Here is an 18,783-nt window from a genome sequence, read left to right as displayed (position 1 = left end):
GACCAAAGCTTAGTGCGGCCCCCGGGCGGGGGCCAATCGAGGCTGGCTATGGTGGCCATAGCCGGCGAAGGTCACAGCTTGAGCTGGCCGATCGCCTTGTTCAGCTCACCGGCGAGGGTTGCCAGCTCGCTGCTGGTGGTGGCCGAGCCCACCGTCTGCTGCACGGTTTCCTCGGTCACGTCGCGGATACTGACCACGGCGCGGTTCATCTCCTCGGCCACCTGGCTCTGCTGCTCGGCAGCCACGGCGATCTGGGTGTTGCTTTCGCGCATCTGCGCCACGGCGCTGGTGATCTCGGCCAGGGCTTCGCCGGCTTCGCGGGCCTGCTTGACGCAATCGTCGGCCTTGTACGAGCTTTCCTGCATGAAATCCACCGCATCGCGGGTACCGGCCTGCAGGTCGGCGACCATGGTGGTGATCTCGTCGGTGGAGGTCTGCACGCGCTTGGCCAGGTTGCGCACCTCGTCGGCGACCACGGCGAAACCGCGGCCCAGGTCACCGGCGCGGGCCGCCTCGATGGCGGCGTTGAGGGCGAGCAGGTTGGTCTGTTCGGCGATGCTGTGGATGACCCCGACCACGCCGTTGATCTTCTGGCTGTCGTCGGCCAGCTGGCGGATCATCTCGGCGGTCTGCTGCACGCCGCTGGACAGCCCGGCAATCGAGTCCTGCACCCGGCTGACCACGGCTTGGCCGCTGCCGGCCAGGGTGTCGGCGGTCTGCGACAGGTCGCGGGTGGCGCCGGCATGCTGGGCGATGTGGTGGACGGTGGCGGTCATCTCGTTGATGGCGGTGGCTGCCTGGTCGGTCTCGCTCTGCTGGCCGATCATGCCGTGGCGCACCTCGTCCATGCTGCCGGCCAGGCGCGCAGCGCCAGAGTCCAGCTGCGCGGCGGTGCGCGCCACGGTGCTGACCACGCGGTGGTAGGTGGTCTGCATGGCGTTGAACGCGCCGGCCATCTGCCCGACTTCGTCGCCGCAGGCCAGTGGCACCCGGGCCGAGAGGTCGCCGGTCTTCTCCACGTGCAGCATCACGTCCTTGAGGGTGTTGAGCTGGCTGAGCAGGAAACGGATCAACAGCTGCGAGGCGCAGAGCATCGCCAGCATCAGAATCAGCACGCACACGGCGTAGTTGCTGAAGCGGTCGAAATAGACCTGGCGCAGGCTCGGCGACTGGGCGATCAGCGCGAGCTGCTGGTCGCCCCGGCGCAGTACCTGGGCGCCGCGCAGCGGGTTGTCGCCGAGGATCCAGGCACCGGGCAGCTCGACCCAGCCCTGGCCGTCGCGCAGGGCTTCGAGGGGTTCGCCGGCGAACTGTGGCGTTTGCCCATTGCGCCAGGTGATCAGGTTGGCCTGGGCGGGCAGGGCCTGCCCGGCGGGCCAGGCCGCCAGCAGTTCGGCCTGGGCCTGGACTTTTGCCTGGGCGCCGGTGGCGCGGGCCTGCTGCTCCAGGTACACAGCGTAGAGCACCAGCATCAGGGTGGTGACGAAGGCCACGGCATTGACGGCCCAGAACTTGTATTTGAGGGAAACGTTGCTAAGCCAGGCACCCATGGCAGGTCTTCTCTGAGTTGGCGGAAACATTATTGGCAAGGTGCCATCATTGTGCCCGCCAAGGCCAGGGGCCTTGTTGATATGCGTCAAGAAACCTCAGGCAGGCCAAAGAACGCGCGGGCGCAGGCGCTGGTGTGGGCGGCGGTGTGCGCTGCGGTTTCATGGCGATGCAGGGCCACTTCGCGCAGCACCTCGGGCAGGAAGGCCGGCTCGTTGCGACCGTTCTTCGGCTTGGGCCGCAGGCTGCGGGGCAGCAGGTAGGGCGCGTCGCTTTCGAGCATCAGGCGGCCCTCGGGGATGTTGCCGACCAGGGGATGCAGGTGGGTGCCGCGGCGCTCGTCGCAGATCCAGCCAGTGATGCCGATGTGCAGGTCGAGGTCGAGGTAGGCGAACAGTGCCTGGCGCTCGCCGGTGAAGCAGTGCACAACGGCGGCGGGCAACTGGTCGCGGTAGTCCTTGAGGATTGCCAGCAGGCGCTCGCTGGCCTCGCGCTCGTGGAGGAACACTGGCAGGCGCAGCTCGACCGCCAGCGCCAGCTGCGCTTCCAGGGCCTTTTCCTGGGCTGGGCGCGGGGAAAAGTCGCGATTGAAGTCCAGGCCGCATTCGCCCACGGCCACCACCCGTGGCTGGGCGAGCAGTTCGCGCAGCTGGCGCTCGCTGCCGCTGTTCCAGTGGCTGGCGTCGTGGGGGTGCACACCGGCGGTGCTGAACAGGCGCTGACCGGGCTCGTCCAGGCGCTGGCACAGTTCCAGGGCTTCGGCGCTGACGTCCAGGCTGGTGCCGGTAAGGACCATCTGCGCCACGCCGGCTTCCACGGCGCGCTCGACGATGGCGGCCTGCTGGTCGTGGAAACTGCTGTTGGTCAGGTTGACGCCGATATCGATCAGTTGCATGGTGCTACCTCGTGCCGCGGGGCGGCCAGCATAGCAAAAACCGGGATATCGAGAAAAAACCAAGAACTTCAAACGTTTGCCGTGGTCTGTTGCGGTCATTTATCACGGATCGATCACAGCACATGGTGCCCGCCAACCGCTCTCGGACCCTTTTCCCCATGTTGCGAACCTTTTTGACTGGCCTGTTGCTGTCCGGGCTGCTGGCCGGCGGGCCTGCCGCTGCCGCTGATGCCGGGCCGCAGCAACATGTACCGACCAGCCAGGCGCGCGACCTGGCGCAGATCCGTTCGAGCAAGGTGCTGCGGGTGCTGGTCAACCAGAGCCGCAACAGCTCCGGCGAGGTCAAGGGCGAGCCGGTGGGCGTCGAGTACTACCGCTTGCGCGCCCTGGAGCACGCCCTCAATGCCCGGGTCGCCGACGGCCAGGAAATCACCCTGAAGATCATCCCCCGCGCCAAGGAGCAGCTGCTCGCGGCCTTGCAGCGCGGCGAGGGCGATCTCGCCGCCCCCGGCGAGCTGCTCGACCCGAGCGTGGTGCGCGGAGTCGGCGTCAGTGCCCCGGTGGTCGACCAGGTGCCGCTGCAACTGGTCGGGCGCAAGGGCGAACGCGGCTACAGCCGCCCCGAGCAGCTGTCCGGGCGCACCGTCGCGCTGACCACCGCCAGTGCCGCGGGCGCGGCGATCCAGGCGATCAACCAGCAGTTGGCCTTGCGCAAGCGGGCGCCGATCAAGGTGGAATGGGTCGACCCGACGCTGGCGGTGGAGGATGTGCTGGAGATGGTCCAGGCCGGCATCTACCCGCTGACCGTGGTGGAGCGACCGATCGCCCAGCGCTGGGCGCGGGTGATGCCGCGCCTGCGGGTGGACAGCAAGCTGCAGCTGGCCCCGCCCCAGGCCATGCGCTGGTATGTGCGCCAGGACGCGCCGATGCTGCAGGCGGCGGTGGATCGCTTTCTCGCCACCTACCGCGCGCCCGACAATCAGGACGCGGCCTTCGAGCGCATCTATCGGCGCCAGTACCGGGTGCACAACCCGCTGGCTCGACAGGATCGCCAGCGCCTGGAGTCGGTGCGCCCGGTGCTGCAGAAGCACGGTGGCGACCAACAGTTCGACTGGCTCAACCTGGCCGCCCTGGCGTTCAAGGAGTCGACCCTCGATCCCAAGGCGCGTGGTACCGGTGGCGCCCACGGGCTGATGCAGATCACCCCGTCGGCGGCCCAGCGGGTGGGGGTGAGCAACACCACCACGGTGGACGGCAATGTCCAGGCCAGCGCCCGCTACCTGGCGCTGATCCGCCGCAAGTTCTTCGCCAGCCCGCAGCTCAACGAGCGTGAGCGCATGGCCTTCATCCTGGCCGCCTACAACCTCGGCCCGGAGCGGGTCCAGGCCATGCGTGCCGAGGCCCGGCGACGGGGTCTCAATGGCAACCAGTGGTTCTTCCAGACCGAGCGCATCGCGATGGAGCAGGTGGGCATGGGGCCGGTGAACTTCGTCAACAGCGTCAACAAGTACTTCCTCGCGTTCAACCGCGAGCGGGCTTCCCTGGAGCGTGTGGCGAAGCGCTAAACAAATCGAATTACTCGATAGAATTTACGCGATTATTGCGATTTTCTTATTCGATGATTTGATTAAGATGGCGCTCATCCAACACACACCTGCTCAAACAAGGAAGCAAACATGAATCACTCCCTCAAAGCCCTGTTCACCACCCGCGCCGGTTATGGCCTGAGCGTCGTGCGTATCCTGGTCGGCATCATCTTCATGGCCCATGGCGCACAGAAACTGTTTGGCCTGTTCGGCGGCTACGGCCTGGAAGGCACCGGCCAGTGGATGGAAAGCATCGGCCTGGCCCCGGGCTACCTGATGGCCCTGCTGTCCGGCAGCGCCGAGTTCTTCGGCGGTCTGGCCCTGGTGGTCGGCCTGCTGGCCCGCCCGGCGGCGCTGGCGTTGAGCGTGACCCTGGTGGTGGCGATCTTCTCGGTGCATATCGGCAACGGGCTGTTCATGTCCAACAACGGTTACGAGTTCGCCCTGGCGCTGATGGCCGGTACCGTGGCGGTGCTGATCGAGGGCGCGGGTCGCCTGTCGCTGGACCGCCTGATCGCACGCTGATTATCGATTGCGGGCCCAGCCCGCTCCCACGAAACGTGTGGGAGCGGGCTGGGCCCGCGATTGCGTTTGCACAAGCGCTTGTAACTTCCTGCGTCAGCCTCTAGCATACCGATTGCGCCGATTTAAACAGCTACTTGCGGGGCGCAGGAGAGGCCCCGACGGGTCATCCGAAATACCGCTAAAGCGCTGGTTCGGTGACGCCTCCCACCGCTGCCCAGCGGGAACAGCGAGGCGGAGAGAGACTCCATGAGTTGCCCACGTACCAGTGTCTGCTTGACCCCCCTGGCCAAGAACCAGGCTTCCCGTACCCCGCGCATCCTGCTCGGCGGCCAGCATCAACCCACGCTTTTGCGCAATCTCGACGGCTTTTCCCGGCGCAAGGGCCAGGCCTGTGCCTTCCTCATCCAGTTCTCCGACAGCTGTGAACAGCTCGACCAGTACGGCAATGATCGCTTCGACTTGGCCGTGATCCAGGCGCCCGCGGCAGAAGAGGCTGCCGAGGTCATCGGCCAGCTCACCCGCATCGCTCGCCAGGGCCTGATCACCCGCCGTTGAGGGCGTGTCGCGTCCAGTCGTTTTTCGTTAAGCTCGGTCTCCCGGTGGGCGCATGACGCTCGCCGTGGATGCACTGAGGAGACAGTCGTTGAGCACCAACATCATCACCGTAGAAGGCCATGCCGCGCTGAAGCAGGAGCTTGATCACCTGTGGCGGGTCTATCGCCCGGAAATCACCCAGAAGGTCACCTGGGCGGCCTCGCTGGGCGATCGCAGCGAGAACGCCGACTACCAGTACAACAAGAAGCTGCTGCGCGAGATCGACCGCCGCGTGCGCTACCTGCGCAAGCGTCTGGAAGACGTCAAGGTGGTCGAGTACTCGCCCCAGCAGGAAGGCAAGGTGTTCTTCGGTGCCTGGGTGGAGATCGAGAACGATGACGGCGAGCAGCTGCGCTTTCGCATCGTCGGCTATGACGAGATCCACGGGCGCAACGACTACATCTCCATCGACTCGCCCATGGCCCGGGCCCTGCTCAAGAAGGGGGAGGGCGACGAAGTGCTGGTGCACACGCCCACGGGCGAGGCGACCTGGTATGTGAACAGCATCCGCTACAACCTCTAGCTGGCGATTCCTGTAGGAGCGGCCTTGCGCCGCGAAAGGGCCGCGCAGCGGCCCCAGCAATCGTTGCCTTGGTGCTGATATCCCGGGGCTGCTTCGCAGCCCTTTCGCGGCGCGAGGCCGCTCCTACAGGAGAAAGCGTAAGCCTCCGATCACTGCGCAAGGCTTCATTTTCAACCCTCGCGCAACACCGCCAGCGGGCTGGCATTGAGCGCGCGACGCGTGCCGACCACTCCGGCCCCGCCCACCAGTACCGCCCCGGCCAGCGGCAGCGCCAGCAGCCACGGGTGCGGTGCCCAGTGCAGGTCGAAAGCATAGCGGTACAGCGCCCAGGTGATCAGCTCGCACCCCAGCGCCGCCAGCACGCCGCTGGCCGCGCCGAGCAGGCCGAACTCGATGCGCCGCGCCTTGACCAGCAACGGGCGCGCCGCCCCCAGCGCCCGCAGCAGGGCGCCCTGGCGGATGCGCTCGTCGAGGGTCGCCTGCAGGCCGGCAAACAGCACCGCCAGCCCCGCCGCCAGTACGAACAGCAGCACGTACTCCACCGCCAGGGTGACCTGGGCGAGGATGCTGCGCAGCTGCGCCAGCAACGCGTCGACCTGCAGCACGGTCACCGCCGGGAAGGCCCGGGACAGCGCGACGATCTCCTGGTCGTGGCCCGGCGCCAGGTAGAAGCTGGTCAGGTAGGTGGTGGGCAGGCCTTGCAGGGTGCCTGGCTGGAAGATCATGTAGAAGTTGGGCTGGAAGCTGTCCCAGTGCACGCTGCGCAGGCTGCTGACCCGCGCCTGGCGCTGCTGGCCGCCGATGTCGAAGGTCAGCAGGTCGCCCAGTTGCAGGTGCAGGCTCTGCGCGAGCTCCGCCTCCACGGAAACTCCGGGGACTTCATCGTCGGCGGGCGTTTGTTGCCACCATTGGCCGGCGCTCAGGGCGTTGCCCTGGGGCAGCTCGGCGGCCCAGGTCAGACTGAGGTCACGCTGGATGGCGCGCTCGCCGGTGGACTCCTTGCTGACCAGCTGGCGTACCGGCTGCTCGTTGATATGGGTCAGGCGGCCGGGGATCACCGGGTACAGCGGCGCGGCGCTGGCGTTGATCTGGGCCAGGCGCTCGGCGAACGGCTGGCGCTCGTCGGGCAGGATGTTCAGGGCGAAATGGTTGGGCGCGTCCTTGGGCAACTGCGCCTGCCAGGTGTCGAGCAGTTCCGCGCGCAGCAAGGCGACCAGGCCCATCGCCAGGAGGATCAGGCCGAAGGCCAGGGCCTGGCCGGCGGCGGCCAGCGGGTGGCGCAGCAATTGCCCAAGGCCCAGGCGCCAGGCCAGCGGCGCGCCGGCCAGCAAGCGGCGCAGGCTGCGCAGGCCGAGCAACAGCAAGCCACCCAGCAGCAAGGCGGCGATCAGCCCGCCGCCGAGCAGGGCGAAGGTCAGCAGCAGGTCCAGGCTCAGGCGCCACATGATCAGACCCAGGGCAAGCAGGGCGGCGCCGTACACCAGCCAGCTGCTTGGTGGCAGCGGCAGCAGGTCGCGGCGCAGCACGCGCAGCGGCGGCACCCGACCCAGGGCCGCCAGCGGCGGTAGGGCGAAGCCGGCCAGGGCCACCAGCCCGGTGCCGATGCCGGCCAGCGCCGGGGTAAGGCCGCCGGGTGGCACCTGGCTGGGCAGCAGGCCCTCGAGCAGGCGGAACAGCCCCAGCTGCGCCAGCCAGCCGAGCAGGGCGCCGGCCAGCGCGGCGGCGACGCCGAGCATGGCCAGTTGCAGGCTGTAGAGGCCGAGGGCCTGGTGGCGGGACAATCCCAGGCAGCGCAACAGGGCGCTGGCGTCCAGGCGCCGCGCGGCATAGCGGCTGGCCGACAGGGCCACGGCGACGCCGGCCAGCAGCACTGCCACCAGGCTGGCCATGTTCAGGTAGCGTTCGGCCTTGCCCAGGGCGCCGCCGATCTGCCGGTTGCCGTCGCGGGTGTCGAGCAGGCGCTGGTTGGCGGCCAGGCTTTTTTCCGCCGTCTGCCGGTACTGTTGCAGGGCATCGATATCGCCGCGCCACAGGTCGCGGTAGCTGACCCGGCTGCCGGGCTGGATCACCCCGGTGGCGTCGAGGTCGGCGAGGTTCATCAGCACCCTTGGGGTCAGGCTGTAGAAATTGTTGGCGCGGTCGGGCTCGTAGGTCAGCACGCGGCTCATGCGCAGCGTCTTCATGCCCACGTCGATGCTGTCGCCGATGGCCAGGCCCAGCGCCGCGAGCAGGCGCGGCTCGACCCAGGCCTCGCCCGGCGCGGGGCCGCCGCCGGGCGTTTCCTCGGCGTAGGGCGCCGCCGCGCTGCGCAGCTGGCCACGCAAGGGATAGGCGGGGTCGGCGGCCTTGATGCTGGACAGTTGGATGCCGCTGTCGCCGCCGACCACGCTGGTGAACTCCACCACCCGCGCATGGCTCAGGCCCAGCGCCGTGCCATCGGCGATCTGCTGCGCGCTGGGCGGGGCGCTGCCCTGCAGGACCAGGTCGGCGCCGAGGAACTCGCTGGCGCGCAACTGCATGGCGCCATTGAGGCGGGCGCCGAAGTAGCCGATGGCGGTACTGGCCGCCACCGCCACCAGCAGCGCGAAGAACAGCACGCGCACTTCGCTGGCGCGAGCATCGCGCAGTAACTGGCGCAGGGCCAGGACACACAGTCGCGGGAACGATAGGCGGGTCATCAGGGCTCCAGGGGCGCCACCAGGCGACCGGCATCCAGGCGGATCAGGCGGCGGCAGCGCTTGGCCAGGCGCTCGTCGTGGGTCACCAGCACCAGGGTGGTGCCGCGCTCCTGGTTCAGTTCGAACAACAGGTCGCTGATGCGCTCGCCGGTGTGGCTGTCGAGGTTGCCGGTGGGCTCGTCGGCGAACAGCACCGCCGGCTGCGCGGCGAAGGCGCGGGCGATCGCCACCCGCTGCTGCTCGCCGCCGGAGAGCTGGCGCGGGGTGTGGCTCAGGCGCTTGCCCAGACCGACCCGCTCGAGCAGGTCGCGGGCGTGTTCGCGGGCATCGCGCCGACCGTCGAGTTCCAGCGGCAGCATGACGTTCTCCAGCGCGTTGAGGCTGTCGAGCAACTGGAACGACTGGAACACGAAGCCCACGTGCTCGGCGCGCACCCGGGCGCGCTGGTCCTCGTCGAGCGGGCCGAGGTCGTGGCCGGCGAGGATCACCTTGCCGGCGCTGGGTCGGTCGAGCCCGGCAAGCAGGCCCAGCAGCGTGGACTTGCCGGAGCCGGAGGCACCGACGATGGCCAGGCTGTCGCCCTGGGCGAGGTCGAGGGAGAGGGCGTGGAGGATGGTCAGGTCGCCTTCCGCGCTGGGGACCACTTTGCTAAGGTTCTGCGCAACGAGAATGCTGGGGGCCATGGAGAATCCGATGCGAATGTGGTGGTTGAGTGCCGGTCTGGCCCTGTGTTGCCTGGCCCAGGGCGCGGCGGCGGGAACGCTGCTGGTCGTCGGCGATAGTATCAGCGCCGGTTTTGGCCTGGATACCCGCCAGGGGTGGGTCAGCCTGCTGCAACAGCAGTTGAAGAAGGAGGGTTTCGACGACCAGGTGGTCAATGCCTCGATCAGCGGCGACACCAGCGTAGGTGGCCAGGCGCGGCTGCCTGCGCTGCTTGCGGCGCACAAGCCGGACCTGGTGGTGCTGGAGCTGGGAGGCAACGACGGCCTGCGCGGACAGCCGCCGCAACAATTGCAACAGAATCTTGCCGCGATGATCGATCAGTCCCGCCAGGCCGGTGCCAAGGTGGTACTGCTGGGCATGCGCCTGCCGCCGAACTATGGCGTGCGCTACACCACGGCGTTCGCCCAGGTCTATGAACAGCTGGCCACCGATAAAAAGGTGCCGCTGGTGCCGTTCTTCCTCGAAGGCGTGGGCGGGGTGCCGGAGTTGATGCAGGCCGATGGCATCCACCCGGCGGCGGCTGCCCAGCAGCGCCTGCTGGAAAATGCCTGGCCGACGATAAAACCCTTGCTGTGACGCTTTTATCGGGGGCCGCTTTCGGCTAATGTTGCGCCCCCCGTTTCGAGTGCCCCCGATGCCGCGCCCCGCCTGGTCCCTGTACGCCTACCAACTGATCGAGCCCGATGAGCAGCTCGACCTGTTTGCCTGCCAGGAAGTGCGCATCCACCTGGCCGCCCGCCAGCTCGAGCTGGGCGTGCCGGTCGACCGTACCTTGTGCGGCGGCCTGCTGCCGGCGCAACCGCGCTGGTCGGGGGTGGAGCGGGCGATCTACCGCGACGAGCGCCTATGCCCGCTGTGCCGGGCGATCCTCGATGCCCAGCGGCGCGGCATGCGTCCGGTGTGGCCGGAACTCTGAACGCCTTTCATCATCTGAAACGCATGCGCCTCCCGCTCTTTATAGGCGCGGGTGTACAATCGTCGTCTTGACTGATCTTTCGAAGGATTTCCCGGATGTTGCCGCGCTTTCCCGCCGTCACCCGTAGCCTGACCCTGGCCGCCATGCTGGCGACAGGCCCCGCTGTTGCGCTGGAACTGCCGTTGCCACCTCCCGGTGAAGACGTCGTCGGCCAGGTCCACACCATCAAGGCCAAGTACGAAGACACCTTCGCCGATATCGGCACCGCCAACGACCTCGGCTACCTCGAGATGATAGCCGCCAACCCGGGCGTCGACCCCTGGCTGCCGGGCGCCGGCACCGAGATCGTCCTGCCGACCCGCTACATCCTGCCGCCGGGCCCGCGTGAAGGCATCGTCATCAACCTGGCCGAGTACCGCCTGTACTACTACCCGAAAGGGCAGAACGTGGTGCACACCTTCCCGCTGGGCATCGGCCGCGAGGGTTGGGGTTCGCCGATCGCCAACACCAAGATCACCGCCAAGACCCCGAACCCGACCTGGACCCCGCCAGCCTCGATCCGCGCCGAGCATGCCGCCGATGGCGACATCCTGCCGGCCGTGGTGCCGGCCGGGCCGGACAACCCGCTGGGGCCATTCAAGTTCACCCTGGGTGTGCCGGGTTACCTGATCCACGGCTCGAACAAGAAGTTCGGCATCGGCATGCGCACCAGCCACGGCTGCTTCCGCATGCTCAACAACAACGTGCTTACCTTGTCGAAGATGGTTCCGGTGGGCACTCCGGTGCGCATCATCAACGAGCCGTACAAGTTCGGTATCAGCGCCGGCAAGGTCTACCTTGAAGCGCACACGCCGCTGGACGACCACGGCAACCCGTCGGTGGTCGACAAGCACACCGCGGTCATCAACGCCCTGCTCAAGCGTGAAGACCTGGCCAACAACTTGCGCATGAACTGGGACATGGTTCGCGATGTGGTGGCGGCCGAGGACGGCATGCCGGTCGAGATCGCGGTGCCAACCAATGGCGCAAGCGCGCCGATGGTATCGAGCATTCCGCCAGAACTGCAGTAAGCGATTGCCCGCTGGCAACTAGCGGGGCACTTTGGGGCCGCTTTGCGGCCCATCGCGGGACAAGCCCGCTCCTACAGGTACGGCGAACGCCATGCCTTTAGGCGTAGGCTTGTCCCGGGGTGGGTCGCCAGGCGGCCCCAGTTGTTTGGGTGGCACCGTCCGGCTTTTGTCCAGGCAATAAAAAAGCCGACCCACAAGTGGGTCGGCTCCATAACAATCCGTGAGGATTATTACTTGCGGCTGGCTTTGTCCAGCATACGCAGAGCGCGCTCGTTGGCTTCGTCAGCGGTCTGCTGAGCCTTCTGAGCAGCTGCCAGAGCGTCGTCAGCTTTGCGGTAGGCTTCGTCTGCACGAGCCTGGGCGCGAGCTGCTGCGTCTTCGGTAGCAGTCAGGCGAGCTTCGGTTTCTTTGGATACGCTGCTGCAACCGGTAGCCAGAACTGCGGCCAGAGCCAGAGCAGAGAATTTCAGAACGTTGTTCATCGTGTTCCCCTTCAAGGACTTTCTATTAAATAGCCATCTCTCGGAAAAGAGAAACTGGCCGGCGTACATAGTACCCATTACTTGTAGTAAGTAAACTGACTGAGCGCAAGAACTGCAAAAAAAATGCTGCGCAGGCCTCCGGCGACGGGGTTTGTAAACAAACTGTGAAAATCCGGGCTAGCCTTCGCAAGCGATTGTAGTACAGGAACTTTTTGTTGAACTAAGGGTGACTTTAACTGTCGGCGGGCGTCATAGCCCAAGAACATCCGGTTGCTGTTGCCGGGCCTTGGGCGGGAGGCTGTCAGCATTTTCATTCTGCGCAGCTTGAGCATTCTCGCCGGCGGCGCCTACTATTTGAGGGTGCCATCGACGCAGAACGATCCCAGTCGCGCTGCTGTCCAAGGGGCAACAGGTGGCGTAGAGGTTCCTCCGCCGGATAAACCACATCGGTAAGGTAAGGGTCTGCCGACAAGACCTGCGAGGAGTAGTGATGAGCGAAACGCTGACCATCCACCATGACCAGGCCGGTCATCAGTTCGAGACCACCGTGGACGGTCACCGGGCCTATCTGACGTACATGGACCTGGGCAAGCAGACGCTGGACATCTATCGCACCTTCGTGCCCAACGCCTTGCGTGGTCGCGGAATCGCCGCGGCGCTCACCGAGCAGGCCCTGGCCTATGCCGAGCAGATGGGCTACACCGTGATTCCGTCGTGCTCCTACGTCGAGCGCTACATGGAGCGCCAGCAGCGCCATTCAAGCAAGGTCTAAGCTACCCACACATGAAAACGCCGGGCATTGCCCGGCGTTTTCGTTTGCGCAAGAAGTCAGCCGCGCTGACGCTTGGGCAGCACGTCCTTGAGCTTGGCGTGCATGCTGCGCAGGGTCTTCTCGGTGGCCGCCCAGTCGATGCAGGCATCGGTGACCGACACGCCGTACTGCAGCTCGTCGAGGTTCTTCGGAATGGCCTGGCAGCCCCAGTTCAGGTGGCTCTCGACCATCAGGCCGATGATCGACTGGTTGCCTTCGAGTATCTGGTTGGCGACGTTCTCCATGACCAGCGGCTGCAGGGCTGGGTCCTTGTTGGAGTTGGCGTGGCTGCAGTCGACCATGATGTTGGGCTTGATCTTGGCCTTGACCAGGTCCTGCTCGCACAGGGCGACGCTGACCGAGTCGTAGTTGGGCTTGCCGTTGCCGCCGCGCAGCACTACGTGGCCGTAGGCATTGCCCTTGGTGGTGACGATGGACACGCCGCCTTCCTGGTTGATGCCCAGGAATCGGTGCGGCTTGGATACCGACTGCAGGGCGTTGATGGCCACGGTCAGGCCGCCATCGGTGCCGTTCTTGAAGCCGACCGCCGAGGACAGGCCCGAAGCCATTTCACGGTGGGTCTGGGATTCGGTGGTGCGGGCGCCGATGGCCGACCAGCTGATCAGGTCCTGCAGGTATTGCGGGGAGATCGGGTCGAGCGCTTCGGTGGCGGTGGGCAGGCCCTTCTCGGCCAGGTCCAGCAGCAGTTGGCGACCGATGTGCAGGCCGTCCTGGATCTTGAACGAGTCGTCCAGGTACGGGTCGTTGATCAGGCCTTTCCAGCCGACGGTGGTCCGCGGCTTCTCGAAGTACACACGCATGACCAGGTACAGGGTGTCGGAGACTTCCTCGGCCAGCACCTTCAGGCGCTCGGCATACTCGTGGGCGGCCTTGATGTCGTGGATCGAGCAGGGGCCGACCACCACGAACAGGCGATGGTCCTTGCCGTCGAGGATGTTGCGCACCACTTCACGGCCGGCAGTCACGGTCTGCAGGGCCTTGGCGCTGAGGGGAATTTCCTTCTTGAGCTGATCGGGGGTGATCAAGGTCTCGTTGGAGGCAACGTTAAGGTCATCGATCGGTAAATCAGCCATCGTGTTACTCGTCAGGTCACGGGTGCCGGCCGCCAACGTTCCCCGTGCGGCCCAGCAGCAGATTATTCGCAGCGGGGAGGCCGAACCTTAGCGCGTTAGCGGGGGCGCGACAATGGGCTGGGGCCCGTCGATACGGGGTTTTTGCCCATCGGCTGGCAAATGCGGGCAGGTACGCAGGTATAGTGGCTGTCCAACAACAATGACTCTCGACCAGGAGCACGGCATGGCGTCCCTCGACCCTCGCATTGGCAATCCCCGCATCGGCATCATCGGCAGCGGCGCAATCGGTGGCTTCTACGGCCTGATGCTGGCTCGCGCCGGCTTCGACGTGCACTTTCTGCTGCGCAGCGAGTACCAGATTGTGCATGAGCAGGGGCTGCGGCTCGACAGCACGGTACACGGCCAGGTGCACATGCCGGTGCAGGCGTACGCCCGTGCCGCCGACATGCCGCCCTGCGACTGGCTGCTGGTAGGCGCCAAGGCCACCAGCAACGCGGAGCTGGCGCCCCTGATCGTGCAGGCAGCGGCGCCCGACGCCCGGGTGGTGTTGCTGCAGAACGGCCTTGGGGTCGAGGAGCAGTTGCGCCCGGCCTTGCGCCCGGACCTGCACCTGCTCGGCGGCCTGTGCTTCATCTGCGTCAACCGCGAGGGCCCAGGCGAAATCCGCCACCAGTCGCTGGGCGCGGTGAACCTGGGCTATCACAGTGGCCCGGCGAAGGATGGCGGGGCCGCCGTGGTGGAGGAGGGTGCCGGGCTGTTCCGGGCCGCGGGCATCGACTCCCAGGCCATGGCCGACCTCGACCAGGCGCGCTGGCAGAAGCTGGTGTGGAACGTGCCCTACAACGGCCTTTCGGTGTTGCTGCAGGCCAGCACCACGCCCTTGATGGGCGATGCCGACAGCCGCACGCTGATCCAGGCGCTGATGGCCGAAGTGGTGACGGGCGCCAAGGCCTGTGGCCGCGAGCTGCCGGCGGGCTACGCCGAGCACCTGTTCCGCATCACCGAGAAGATGCCGGACTACTGGCCGAGCATGTACCACGACCATGTCCAGCAGCGGCCGCTTGAGCTGCAGGCGATCTATGCCGAGCCCCTGGCCCGGGCCCGTGCGGCCGGTTGCGCGTTGCCGCGCATGGAGGCGTTGTACCAGGCCCTGGCGTTCATCGACCGGCGCAGTCGGCAGGCCTGAAGCCCGCGGCAGCTGTGCGCCGGACGGCCAGGCGACCGCCGATGGCGCTGCTAAGCTCAAGCTTGCTCTGCCGTCGCGGCAGTCGAGGAGGTCGAATGATCCGTTCCATGCTGTTTGCCACTGACCTCGGTGTCTATGCGCCCTTTGTCATGCAGCACGCCCTGGCCCTGGCGCGGACCTTCAACGCAGAGCTGTATGTGATCCATGCCGTGGAGCCCATGGGCCAGTTCGCCGAATCGTTGCTGCAGAGCTACCTCGATGAGCAGACCCTCGATGCGCTGCACAGCGAGGGCGTCAACACGGTCATGGCCAATATCGAGCAGCGGGTGCTGGAGAACTTTCGCGACGAGATGACCGAGCCGGCCGACCTGGCATTGATCCGCGCGGTGCGGGTGCGCCAGGGCGACCCGGCCCAGGTGATCCTCGAGCAGGCCCAGCGGTTGTCGGTCGACCTGCTGATCTTCGGCAGTCACAGCGCCGGCGCGGGAGTGGATGTGCCGATCGGTCGCACGGCGGTGCGGCTGCTGCAACTGTCACCGGTGCCGGTGTACATGGTGCCGTTGGCTCACCATCTTGGACGTAGGAAATCGTGAACCTAGCGGTAGGACTTTTTCCAGCGAACGTAACAAAATAGTTCTAGATTTATTTCTCAAGCCACTAATATAGTTATAACTCGTCGCTGCCGGCGCGCCGGTGACCTACCGCCTTTGAGGGATATCTATGAAGCTTCAGCAACTGCGCTACATCTGGGAAGTGGCGCACCATGACCTCAACGTTTCCGCGACGGCGCAGAGCCTGTACACCTCCCAGCCGGGCATCAGCAAGCAGATCCGCCTGCTCGAGGACGAGCTGGGCGTCGAGGTCTTCGCCCGCAGCGGCAAGCACCTGACCCGTGTCACCCCGGCGGGCGAGCGCATCATCAATACCGCCGGCGAGATCCTGCGCAAGGTCGAAAGCATCAAGCAGATTGCCCAGGAATTCTCCAACGAGAAAAAGGGCACCCTGTCGATCGCCACCACCCACACCCAGGCGCGCTACGCGCTGCCGCCGGTGATCAGCAACTTCATCAAGCAGTACCCGGAAGTCGCCCTGCACATGCACCAGGGCTCGCCGATGCAGATCGCCGAGATGGCGGCCGACGGCACCGTCGACTTCGCCATCGCCACCGAGGCCCTGGAGCTGTTCGGCGACCTGATCATGATGCCGTGCTACAAGTGGAACCGCTGCGTGGTGGTGCCCCAGGGCCACCCGCTGACCAAGCTGCCGAAGCTGACCCTGGAAGCGGTGGCCGAGTACCCGATCGTCACCTACGTGTTCGGCTTCACCGGCCGTTCCAAGCTCGACGAGGCGTTCAACCACCGCGGCCTGACGCCGAAGGTGGTGTTCACCGCCGCCGACGCCGACGTGATCAAGACCTATGTGCGCCTGGGTCTGGGCGTGGGCATCGTGGCCAAGATGGCGGTCGACCCGAAGCTCGACAGCGATCTGGTGTGCCTGGATGCCAGCGAGCTGTTCGAGGCCAGCATCACCAAGATCGGCTTCCGTCGTGGCACCTTCCTGCGTGGCTTCATGTGCGACTTCATCGAGAAGTTCGCGCCGCACTTGACCCGTGAGGTGATGGCCAAGGCGATCCAGTGCCATAACAAGCAGGAACTCGAAGAGCTGTTCGAGGGTGTTGAGCTGCCGGTGCACTGATCTGAAATAGCTGGGGCCGCTTTGCGGCCCTTTCGCGGCACAAGGCCGCTCCTACAGGGGATCACGTTTCCTTGTAGGAGCGGCCTTGTGCCGCGAAAGGGGCGCGAAGCGGCCCCAACTATTTCAAGCCTTGCTGATCAGGTTGCCGGCGTGCAGCCCACATTCCTTCTGCGTCGACTCTTCCCACCACCAACGTCCTTCGCGCTCGTGCTGGTTCGGCAGTACCGGGCGGGTGCACGGCTCGCAGCCGATACTGATGAAGCCGCGCTCGTGCAGGCTGTTGTAGGGCAGCTCGAGCATGCGGATGTAGCCCCAGACTTCCTCGCTGGTCATCTGCGCCAGCGGGTTGAACTTGTACAGGGTGCGCTCCGGGGTGGAGAAGGCGCTGTCGATCTCCAGCGCCGCCACCTGGCTGCGGGTGCCGGGGCTCTGGTCGCGGCGCTGGCCGGTGGCCCAGGCGCTGACGGTGGCCAGCTTGCGGCGCAGCGGCTCGATCTTGCGGATGCCGCAGCACTCGCCGTGACCATCCTTGTAGAAGCTGAACAGGCCTTTTTCCTTGACGAACGGGTCGAGCTTGTCGCGGTCTGGGCTGAGGATCTCGATGGGCAGGTTGTACTGCTCGCGCACCTGGTCGATGAACCGGTAGGTCTCCGGGTGCAGGCGCCCGGTGTCGAGGCTGAACACCTTGACCTGCTTGTTCAGCTTCCAGGCCATGTCCACCAGCACCACATCCTCGGCACCGCTGAAGGAGATCCACAGGTCATCGCCAAAATGCTCGAAGGCGAGCTTGAGGATCTCCTGCGGGGACTTGCTGGCGTAGGTCGCGGCCAGGGCGGCGACGTCGAAGGGTTGGCTCATCAGGCGGTTTCCATCGGTTGAGTGGCGCTGTGCGCTCGTAGTGGTCAGATGGTAACAAAAAATGGCGGGGCAGACGCCTGGCGATCGCGGGGCAAGCCCGCTCCCACGGAGTCTTACAGGGCCTGCAGTGTTTCCATCAGCACCCGCACCTTGGCGATCGACTCCTCGTACTCGGCCTGCCAGTCCGAATCGGCCACTACCGCGCCGCCGCCCCAGCAACTGACCTGGCCATCCTTGACCAGCAGGCTGCGGATGGCGATGGAGCTGTCCATCTCGCCGCGCACATCGAGATACAGCAGCGAGCCGCAGTACAGCGCCCGGCGCGCCGGCTCCAGCTCGTCGATGATCTGCATGGCGCGGATCTTCGGGGCGCCGGTGATCGAGCCGCCGGGGAAGCTGCCGGCGATCAGGTCCAGGGCGTCCTTGTCGGCGGCCAGGCGGCCGACCACGCTGCTGACCAGGTGATGAACGTTGGGGTAGCTCTCCAGGCTGAACAGCTCCGGCACCTTCACCGAGCCGGTCTGGCAGGTGCGGCCGATGTCGTTGCGCAGCAGGTCGACGATCATCAGGTTTTCCGAGCGGTCCTTGGGGCTGGCCAGCAGCTCGGCGGCGTTGCGCGCGTCCTCGGCCGGGTCGGCGGCGCGTGGGCGGGTGCCCTTGATCGGGCGGGTCTCGACCGCGCCCTGGCTGACGCGGATGAAGCGCTCGGGGGAGAAGCTCAGCAGCGCCGTGCCTTCATCCAACTGCTGGTAGCCGGAGAACGGCGTCGGGCAGGCGGCGCGCAGGGCCTGGTAGGCGCGCCACGGGTCGCCCTGGCAGGGGGCGCGAAAGCGCTGGGTGAGGTTGATCTGGTAGCAGTCGCCGGCCTGGATGTAGCGCTGCACCTGGTCGAACGCCGCCCGGTACTGCTCGGGGCGAAGGTCACCGGTCATGGGCGCGAGCAGGTGGAAGTCGCCGCTATCGCCGGGGATGCTGTTCTCGAACAACGTGATGAGCCGTTGTTGCTCGGCCTCGGGCAGGCTCGGGTGGAACACCAGCTGGCTGCTGCACAGCCGATGGTCGGACACCAGTGCCCAGGCATACAGCCCCAACCGAGCGTCGGGCAGGCCGAGGTCGTCGACCGCGTGCGTCGGCAACTGCTCCAGGCGCCGGCCGAAGTCGTAGCTCAGGTAGCCGATCAGGCCGCCGGCGAACGGCAGCTCGATGCCCTCGGGCAGTTGTGCCGTCCCCAGGTCGGCCAGGGCCTGGCGCAGGCGCTGCAGGTAGTCGCGACCGTCTTCCTCGGGGTGTGCCTGCAACTGCTGCAGCGGCCAGGCGCTGAGCAGGTCGTAGCGGCCGCGTTCGGCGCCTGGTCGGGCGCTGTCGAGCAGGATCGCACCGGGCGCGCGGCGCAGGCGTTCGAAGTAGAAGGCGGGGTCGGGCTGGTAGGGCAGGGGGTGGAGCGTACAGGTCGGCATCAGGATGGACGGCGATGAACAAGCGAGGTGGGCGATTGTAGACCTGTGGGGGAAATGCGCCTAGCGCTGGCAACGACATTCGCCATCCGGATTTGCGCAATCCCCCTGTAGGAGCGGCCTTGCGCCGCGAAAGGGCTGCAAA

19 protein-coding genes are annotated in these 18,783 nt (G+C 66.4%); 11 read left to right on the top strand and 8 right to left on the bottom strand.

Going from position 1 to position 18,783, the window contains the following annotated elements; all coding sequences use genetic code 11:
- Positions 1 to 71 precede the first annotated feature (71 nt).
- Complete coding sequence (locus K2O50_RS17780) at positions 72 to 1,550, bottom strand: methyl-accepting chemotaxis protein (protein WP_050705056.1); 1,479 nt, start codon at positions 1,548 to 1,550, stop codon at positions 72 to 74.
- A gap of 86 nt (positions 1,551 to 1,636) precedes the next feature.
- Positions 1,637 to 2,443, bottom strand: a complete 807-nt coding sequence (locus K2O50_RS17775) for a TatD family hydrolase (RefSeq protein ID WP_050705057.1) — start codon at positions 2,441 to 2,443, stop codon at positions 1,637 to 1,639.
- A 158-nt stretch (positions 2,444 to 2,601) separates the two neighbouring features.
- Between K2O50_RS17775 and K2O50_RS17770 the strand changes: the two genes are divergently transcribed.
- The 4 genes from K2O50_RS17770 (at position 2,602) to greB (ending at position 5,671) form a co-directional block, all read left to right on the top strand.
- Positions 2,602 to 4,008 (top strand): transglycosylase SLT domain-containing protein, encoded by a 1,407-nt coding sequence (locus K2O50_RS17770; RefSeq protein WP_050705058.1) that lies wholly within the window; start codon positions 2,602 to 2,604, stop codon positions 4,006 to 4,008.
- 111 nt (positions 4,009 to 4,119) lie between these two features.
- The gene (locus tag K2O50_RS17765) at positions 4,120 to 4,554 is read left to right on the top strand and encodes a DoxX family protein (RefSeq protein ID WP_050705059.1); all 435 of its coding nucleotides are present in this window, start codon (positions 4,120 to 4,122) and stop codon (positions 4,552 to 4,554) included.
- 246 nt (positions 4,555 to 4,800) lie between these two features.
- On the top strand, positions 4,801 to 5,109 hold the full coding sequence (locus K2O50_RS17760) for a hypothetical protein (protein ID WP_050705060.1): 309 nt from the start codon (positions 4,801 to 4,803) through the stop codon (positions 5,107 to 5,109).
- Between the two features lie 88 nt (positions 5,110 to 5,197).
- Positions 5,198 to 5,671 (top strand): transcription elongation factor GreB, encoded by a 474-nt coding sequence (gene greB / locus K2O50_RS17755; protein WP_050705061.1) that lies wholly within the window; start codon positions 5,198 to 5,200, stop codon positions 5,669 to 5,671.
- 170 nt (positions 5,672 to 5,841) lie between these two features.
- Here the strand turns inward: greB and K2O50_RS17750 are convergent, their stop codons facing one another.
- Entirely contained in the window at positions 5,842 to 8,349 is a 2,508-nt protein-coding gene (locus K2O50_RS17750) for an ABC transporter permease (protein ID WP_050705062.1), read from the bottom strand.
- Entirely contained in the window at positions 8,349 to 9,032 is a 684-nt protein-coding gene (locus K2O50_RS17745) for an ABC transporter ATP-binding protein (protein WP_220689922.1), read from the bottom strand. The genes K2O50_RS17750 and K2O50_RS17745 overlap by 1 nt, the downstream gene beginning before the upstream one ends.
- A 10-nt stretch (positions 9,033 to 9,042) precedes the next feature.
- On the opposite strand from K2O50_RS17745, the gene K2O50_RS17740 reads away from it, so the two are divergent.
- The 3 genes from K2O50_RS17740 to K2O50_RS17730 all read left to right on the top strand — a co-directional run bounded on the left by K2O50_RS17740 (position 9,043) and on the right by K2O50_RS17730 (position 11,058).
- The gene (locus K2O50_RS17740; RefSeq protein WP_050705064.1) at positions 9,043 to 9,648 is read left to right on the top strand and encodes an arylesterase; all 606 of its coding nucleotides are present in this window, start codon (positions 9,043 to 9,045) and stop codon (positions 9,646 to 9,648) included.
- Between the two features lie 58 nt (positions 9,649 to 9,706).
- On the top strand, positions 9,707 to 9,988 hold the full coding sequence (locus K2O50_RS17735; protein ID WP_028692618.1) for a hypothetical protein: 282 nt from the start codon (positions 9,707 to 9,709) through the stop codon (positions 9,986 to 9,988).
- 95 nt (positions 9,989 to 10,083) lie between these two features.
- A complete protein-coding gene (locus K2O50_RS17730; RefSeq protein ID WP_050705065.1) occupies positions 10,084 to 11,058 on the top strand; it encodes a L,D-transpeptidase family protein in 975 nt (324 codons plus the stop codon).
- Positions 11,059 to 11,288: 230 nt separating this feature from the next.
- On the opposite strand, the gene oprI is transcribed toward K2O50_RS17730, so the two are convergent.
- On the bottom strand, positions 11,289 to 11,540 hold the full coding sequence (gene oprI, locus K2O50_RS17725; protein WP_003259780.1) for an outer membrane lipoprotei OprI: 252 nt from the start codon (positions 11,538 to 11,540) through the stop codon (positions 11,289 to 11,291).
- A 490-nt stretch (positions 11,541 to 12,030) separates the two neighbouring features.
- Here oprI and K2O50_RS17720 point away from each other — a divergent pair, with 490 nt between their 5' ends.
- The gene (locus tag K2O50_RS17720) at positions 12,031 to 12,312 is read left to right on the top strand and encodes a GNAT family N-acetyltransferase (protein WP_028692616.1); all 282 of its coding nucleotides are present in this window, start codon (positions 12,031 to 12,033) and stop codon (positions 12,310 to 12,312) included.
- 56 nt (positions 12,313 to 12,368) lie between these two features.
- Here the strand turns inward: K2O50_RS17720 and K2O50_RS17715 are convergent, their stop codons facing one another.
- Entirely contained in the window at positions 12,369 to 13,445 is a 1,077-nt protein-coding gene (locus tag K2O50_RS17715; RefSeq protein ID WP_028692615.1) for a 3-deoxy-7-phosphoheptulonate synthase, read from the bottom strand.
- A gap of 223 nt (positions 13,446 to 13,668) precedes the next feature.
- Here K2O50_RS17715 and K2O50_RS17710 point away from each other — a divergent pair, with 223 nt between their 5' ends.
- The 3 genes from K2O50_RS17710 to cysB all read left to right on the top strand — a co-directional run bounded on the left by K2O50_RS17710 (position 13,669) and on the right by cysB (position 16,326).
- Entirely contained in the window at positions 13,669 to 14,631 is a 963-nt protein-coding gene (locus K2O50_RS17710) for a putative 2-dehydropantoate 2-reductase (protein WP_050705066.1), read from the top strand.
- Positions 14,632 to 14,726: 95 nt separating this feature from the next.
- On the top strand, positions 14,727 to 15,224 hold the full coding sequence (locus K2O50_RS17705; RefSeq protein ID WP_028692613.1) for a universal stress protein: 498 nt from the start codon (positions 14,727 to 14,729) through the stop codon (positions 15,222 to 15,224).
- A 127-nt stretch (positions 15,225 to 15,351) separates the two neighbouring features.
- Positions 15,352 to 16,326: an HTH-type transcriptional regulator CysB gene (cysB, locus tag K2O50_RS17700; RefSeq protein WP_011533140.1), complete on the top strand. Its 975-nt coding sequence runs from the start codon at positions 15,352 to 15,354 to the stop codon at positions 16,324 to 16,326.
- Between the two features lie 123 nt (positions 16,327 to 16,449).
- Here cysB and K2O50_RS17695 read toward each other — a convergent pair whose 3' ends face one another.
- Positions 16,450 to 17,184 carry a phosphoadenylyl-sulfate reductase gene (locus K2O50_RS17695; protein ID WP_050705067.1) on the bottom strand — a complete coding sequence of 245 codons (735 nt, stop codon included), beginning with the start codon at positions 17,182 to 17,184 and terminating at the stop codon, positions 16,450 to 16,452.
- A 113-nt stretch (positions 17,185 to 17,297) separates the two neighbouring features.
- A complete protein-coding gene (gene pabB, locus K2O50_RS17690) occupies positions 17,298 to 18,641 on the bottom strand; it encodes an aminodeoxychorismate synthase component I (protein WP_050705068.1) in 1,344 nt (447 codons plus the stop codon).
- Positions 18,642 to 18,783 lie beyond the last annotated feature (142 nt).

This window comes from Pseudomonas sp. 2hn, assembly GCF_019646095.1.
GTDB classification, from domain to species: Bacteria; Pseudomonadota; Gammaproteobacteria; order Pseudomonadales; family Pseudomonadaceae; genus Aquipseudomonas; species Aquipseudomonas peradeniyensis.
Note: the sequence above shows the minus strand (reverse complement) of the source record. Positions and strands in the feature narration are given on the sequence as shown.

What these genes read in the sequence shown, in the direction of transcription:
- K2O50_RS17780 (WP_050705056.1), bottom strand. Translation starts at nt 1,550, where the DNA reads ATGGGTGCCTGGCTTAGCAACGTTTCCCTCAAATACAAGTTCTGGGCC.
- K2O50_RS17775 (WP_050705057.1), bottom strand. Translation starts at nt 2,443, where the DNA reads ATGCAACTGATCGATATCGGCGTCAACCTGACCAACAGCAGTTTCCAC.
- K2O50_RS17770 (WP_050705058.1), top strand. Translation starts at nt 2,602, where the DNA reads ATGTTGCGAACCTTTTTGACTGGCCTGTTGCTGTCCGGGCTGCTGGCC.
- K2O50_RS17765 (WP_050705059.1), top strand. Translation starts at nt 4,120, where the DNA reads ATGAATCACTCCCTCAAAGCCCTGTTCACCACCCGCGCCGGTTATGGC.
- K2O50_RS17760 (WP_050705060.1), top strand. Translation starts at nt 4,801, where the DNA reads ATGAGTTGCCCACGTACCAGTGTCTGCTTGACCCCCCTGGCCAAGAAC.
- K2O50_RS17750 (WP_050705062.1), bottom strand. Translation starts at nt 8,349, where the DNA reads ATGACCCGCCTATCGTTCCCGCGACTGTGTGTCCTGGCCCTGCGCCAG.
- K2O50_RS17745 (WP_220689922.1), bottom strand. Translation starts at nt 9,032, where the DNA reads ATGGCCCCCAGCATTCTCGTTGCGCAGAACCTTAGCAAAGTGGTCCCC.
- K2O50_RS17740 (WP_050705064.1), top strand. Translation starts at nt 9,043, where the DNA reads ATGCGAATGTGGTGGTTGAGTGCCGGTCTGGCCCTGTGTTGCCTGGCC.
- K2O50_RS17735 (WP_028692618.1), top strand. Translation starts at nt 9,707, where the DNA reads ATGCCGCGCCCCGCCTGGTCCCTGTACGCCTACCAACTGATCGAGCCC.
- K2O50_RS17730 (WP_050705065.1), top strand. Translation starts at nt 10,084, where the DNA reads ATGTTGCCGCGCTTTCCCGCCGTCACCCGTAGCCTGACCCTGGCCGCC.
- oprI (WP_003259780.1), bottom strand. Translation starts at nt 11,540, where the DNA reads ATGAACAACGTTCTGAAATTCTCTGCTCTGGCTCTGGCCGCAGTTCTG.
- K2O50_RS17720 (WP_028692616.1), top strand. Translation starts at nt 12,031, where the DNA reads ATGAGCGAAACGCTGACCATCCACCATGACCAGGCCGGTCATCAGTTC.
- K2O50_RS17715 (WP_028692615.1), bottom strand. Translation starts at nt 13,445, where the DNA reads ATGGCTGATTTACCGATCGATGACCTTAACGTTGCCTCCAACGAGACC.
- K2O50_RS17710 (WP_050705066.1), top strand. Translation starts at nt 13,669, where the DNA reads ATGGCGTCCCTCGACCCTCGCATTGGCAATCCCCGCATCGGCATCATC.
- K2O50_RS17705 (WP_028692613.1), top strand. Translation starts at nt 14,727, where the DNA reads ATGATCCGTTCCATGCTGTTTGCCACTGACCTCGGTGTCTATGCGCCC.
- cysB (WP_011533140.1), top strand. Translation starts at nt 15,352, where the DNA reads ATGAAGCTTCAGCAACTGCGCTACATCTGGGAAGTGGCGCACCATGAC.
- K2O50_RS17695 (WP_050705067.1), bottom strand. Translation starts at nt 17,184, where the DNA reads ATGAGCCAACCCTTCGACGTCGCCGCCCTGGCCGCGACCTACGCCAGC.
- pabB (WP_050705068.1), bottom strand. Translation starts at nt 18,641, where the DNA reads ATGCCGACCTGTACGCTCCACCCCCTGCCCTACCAGCCCGACCCCGCC.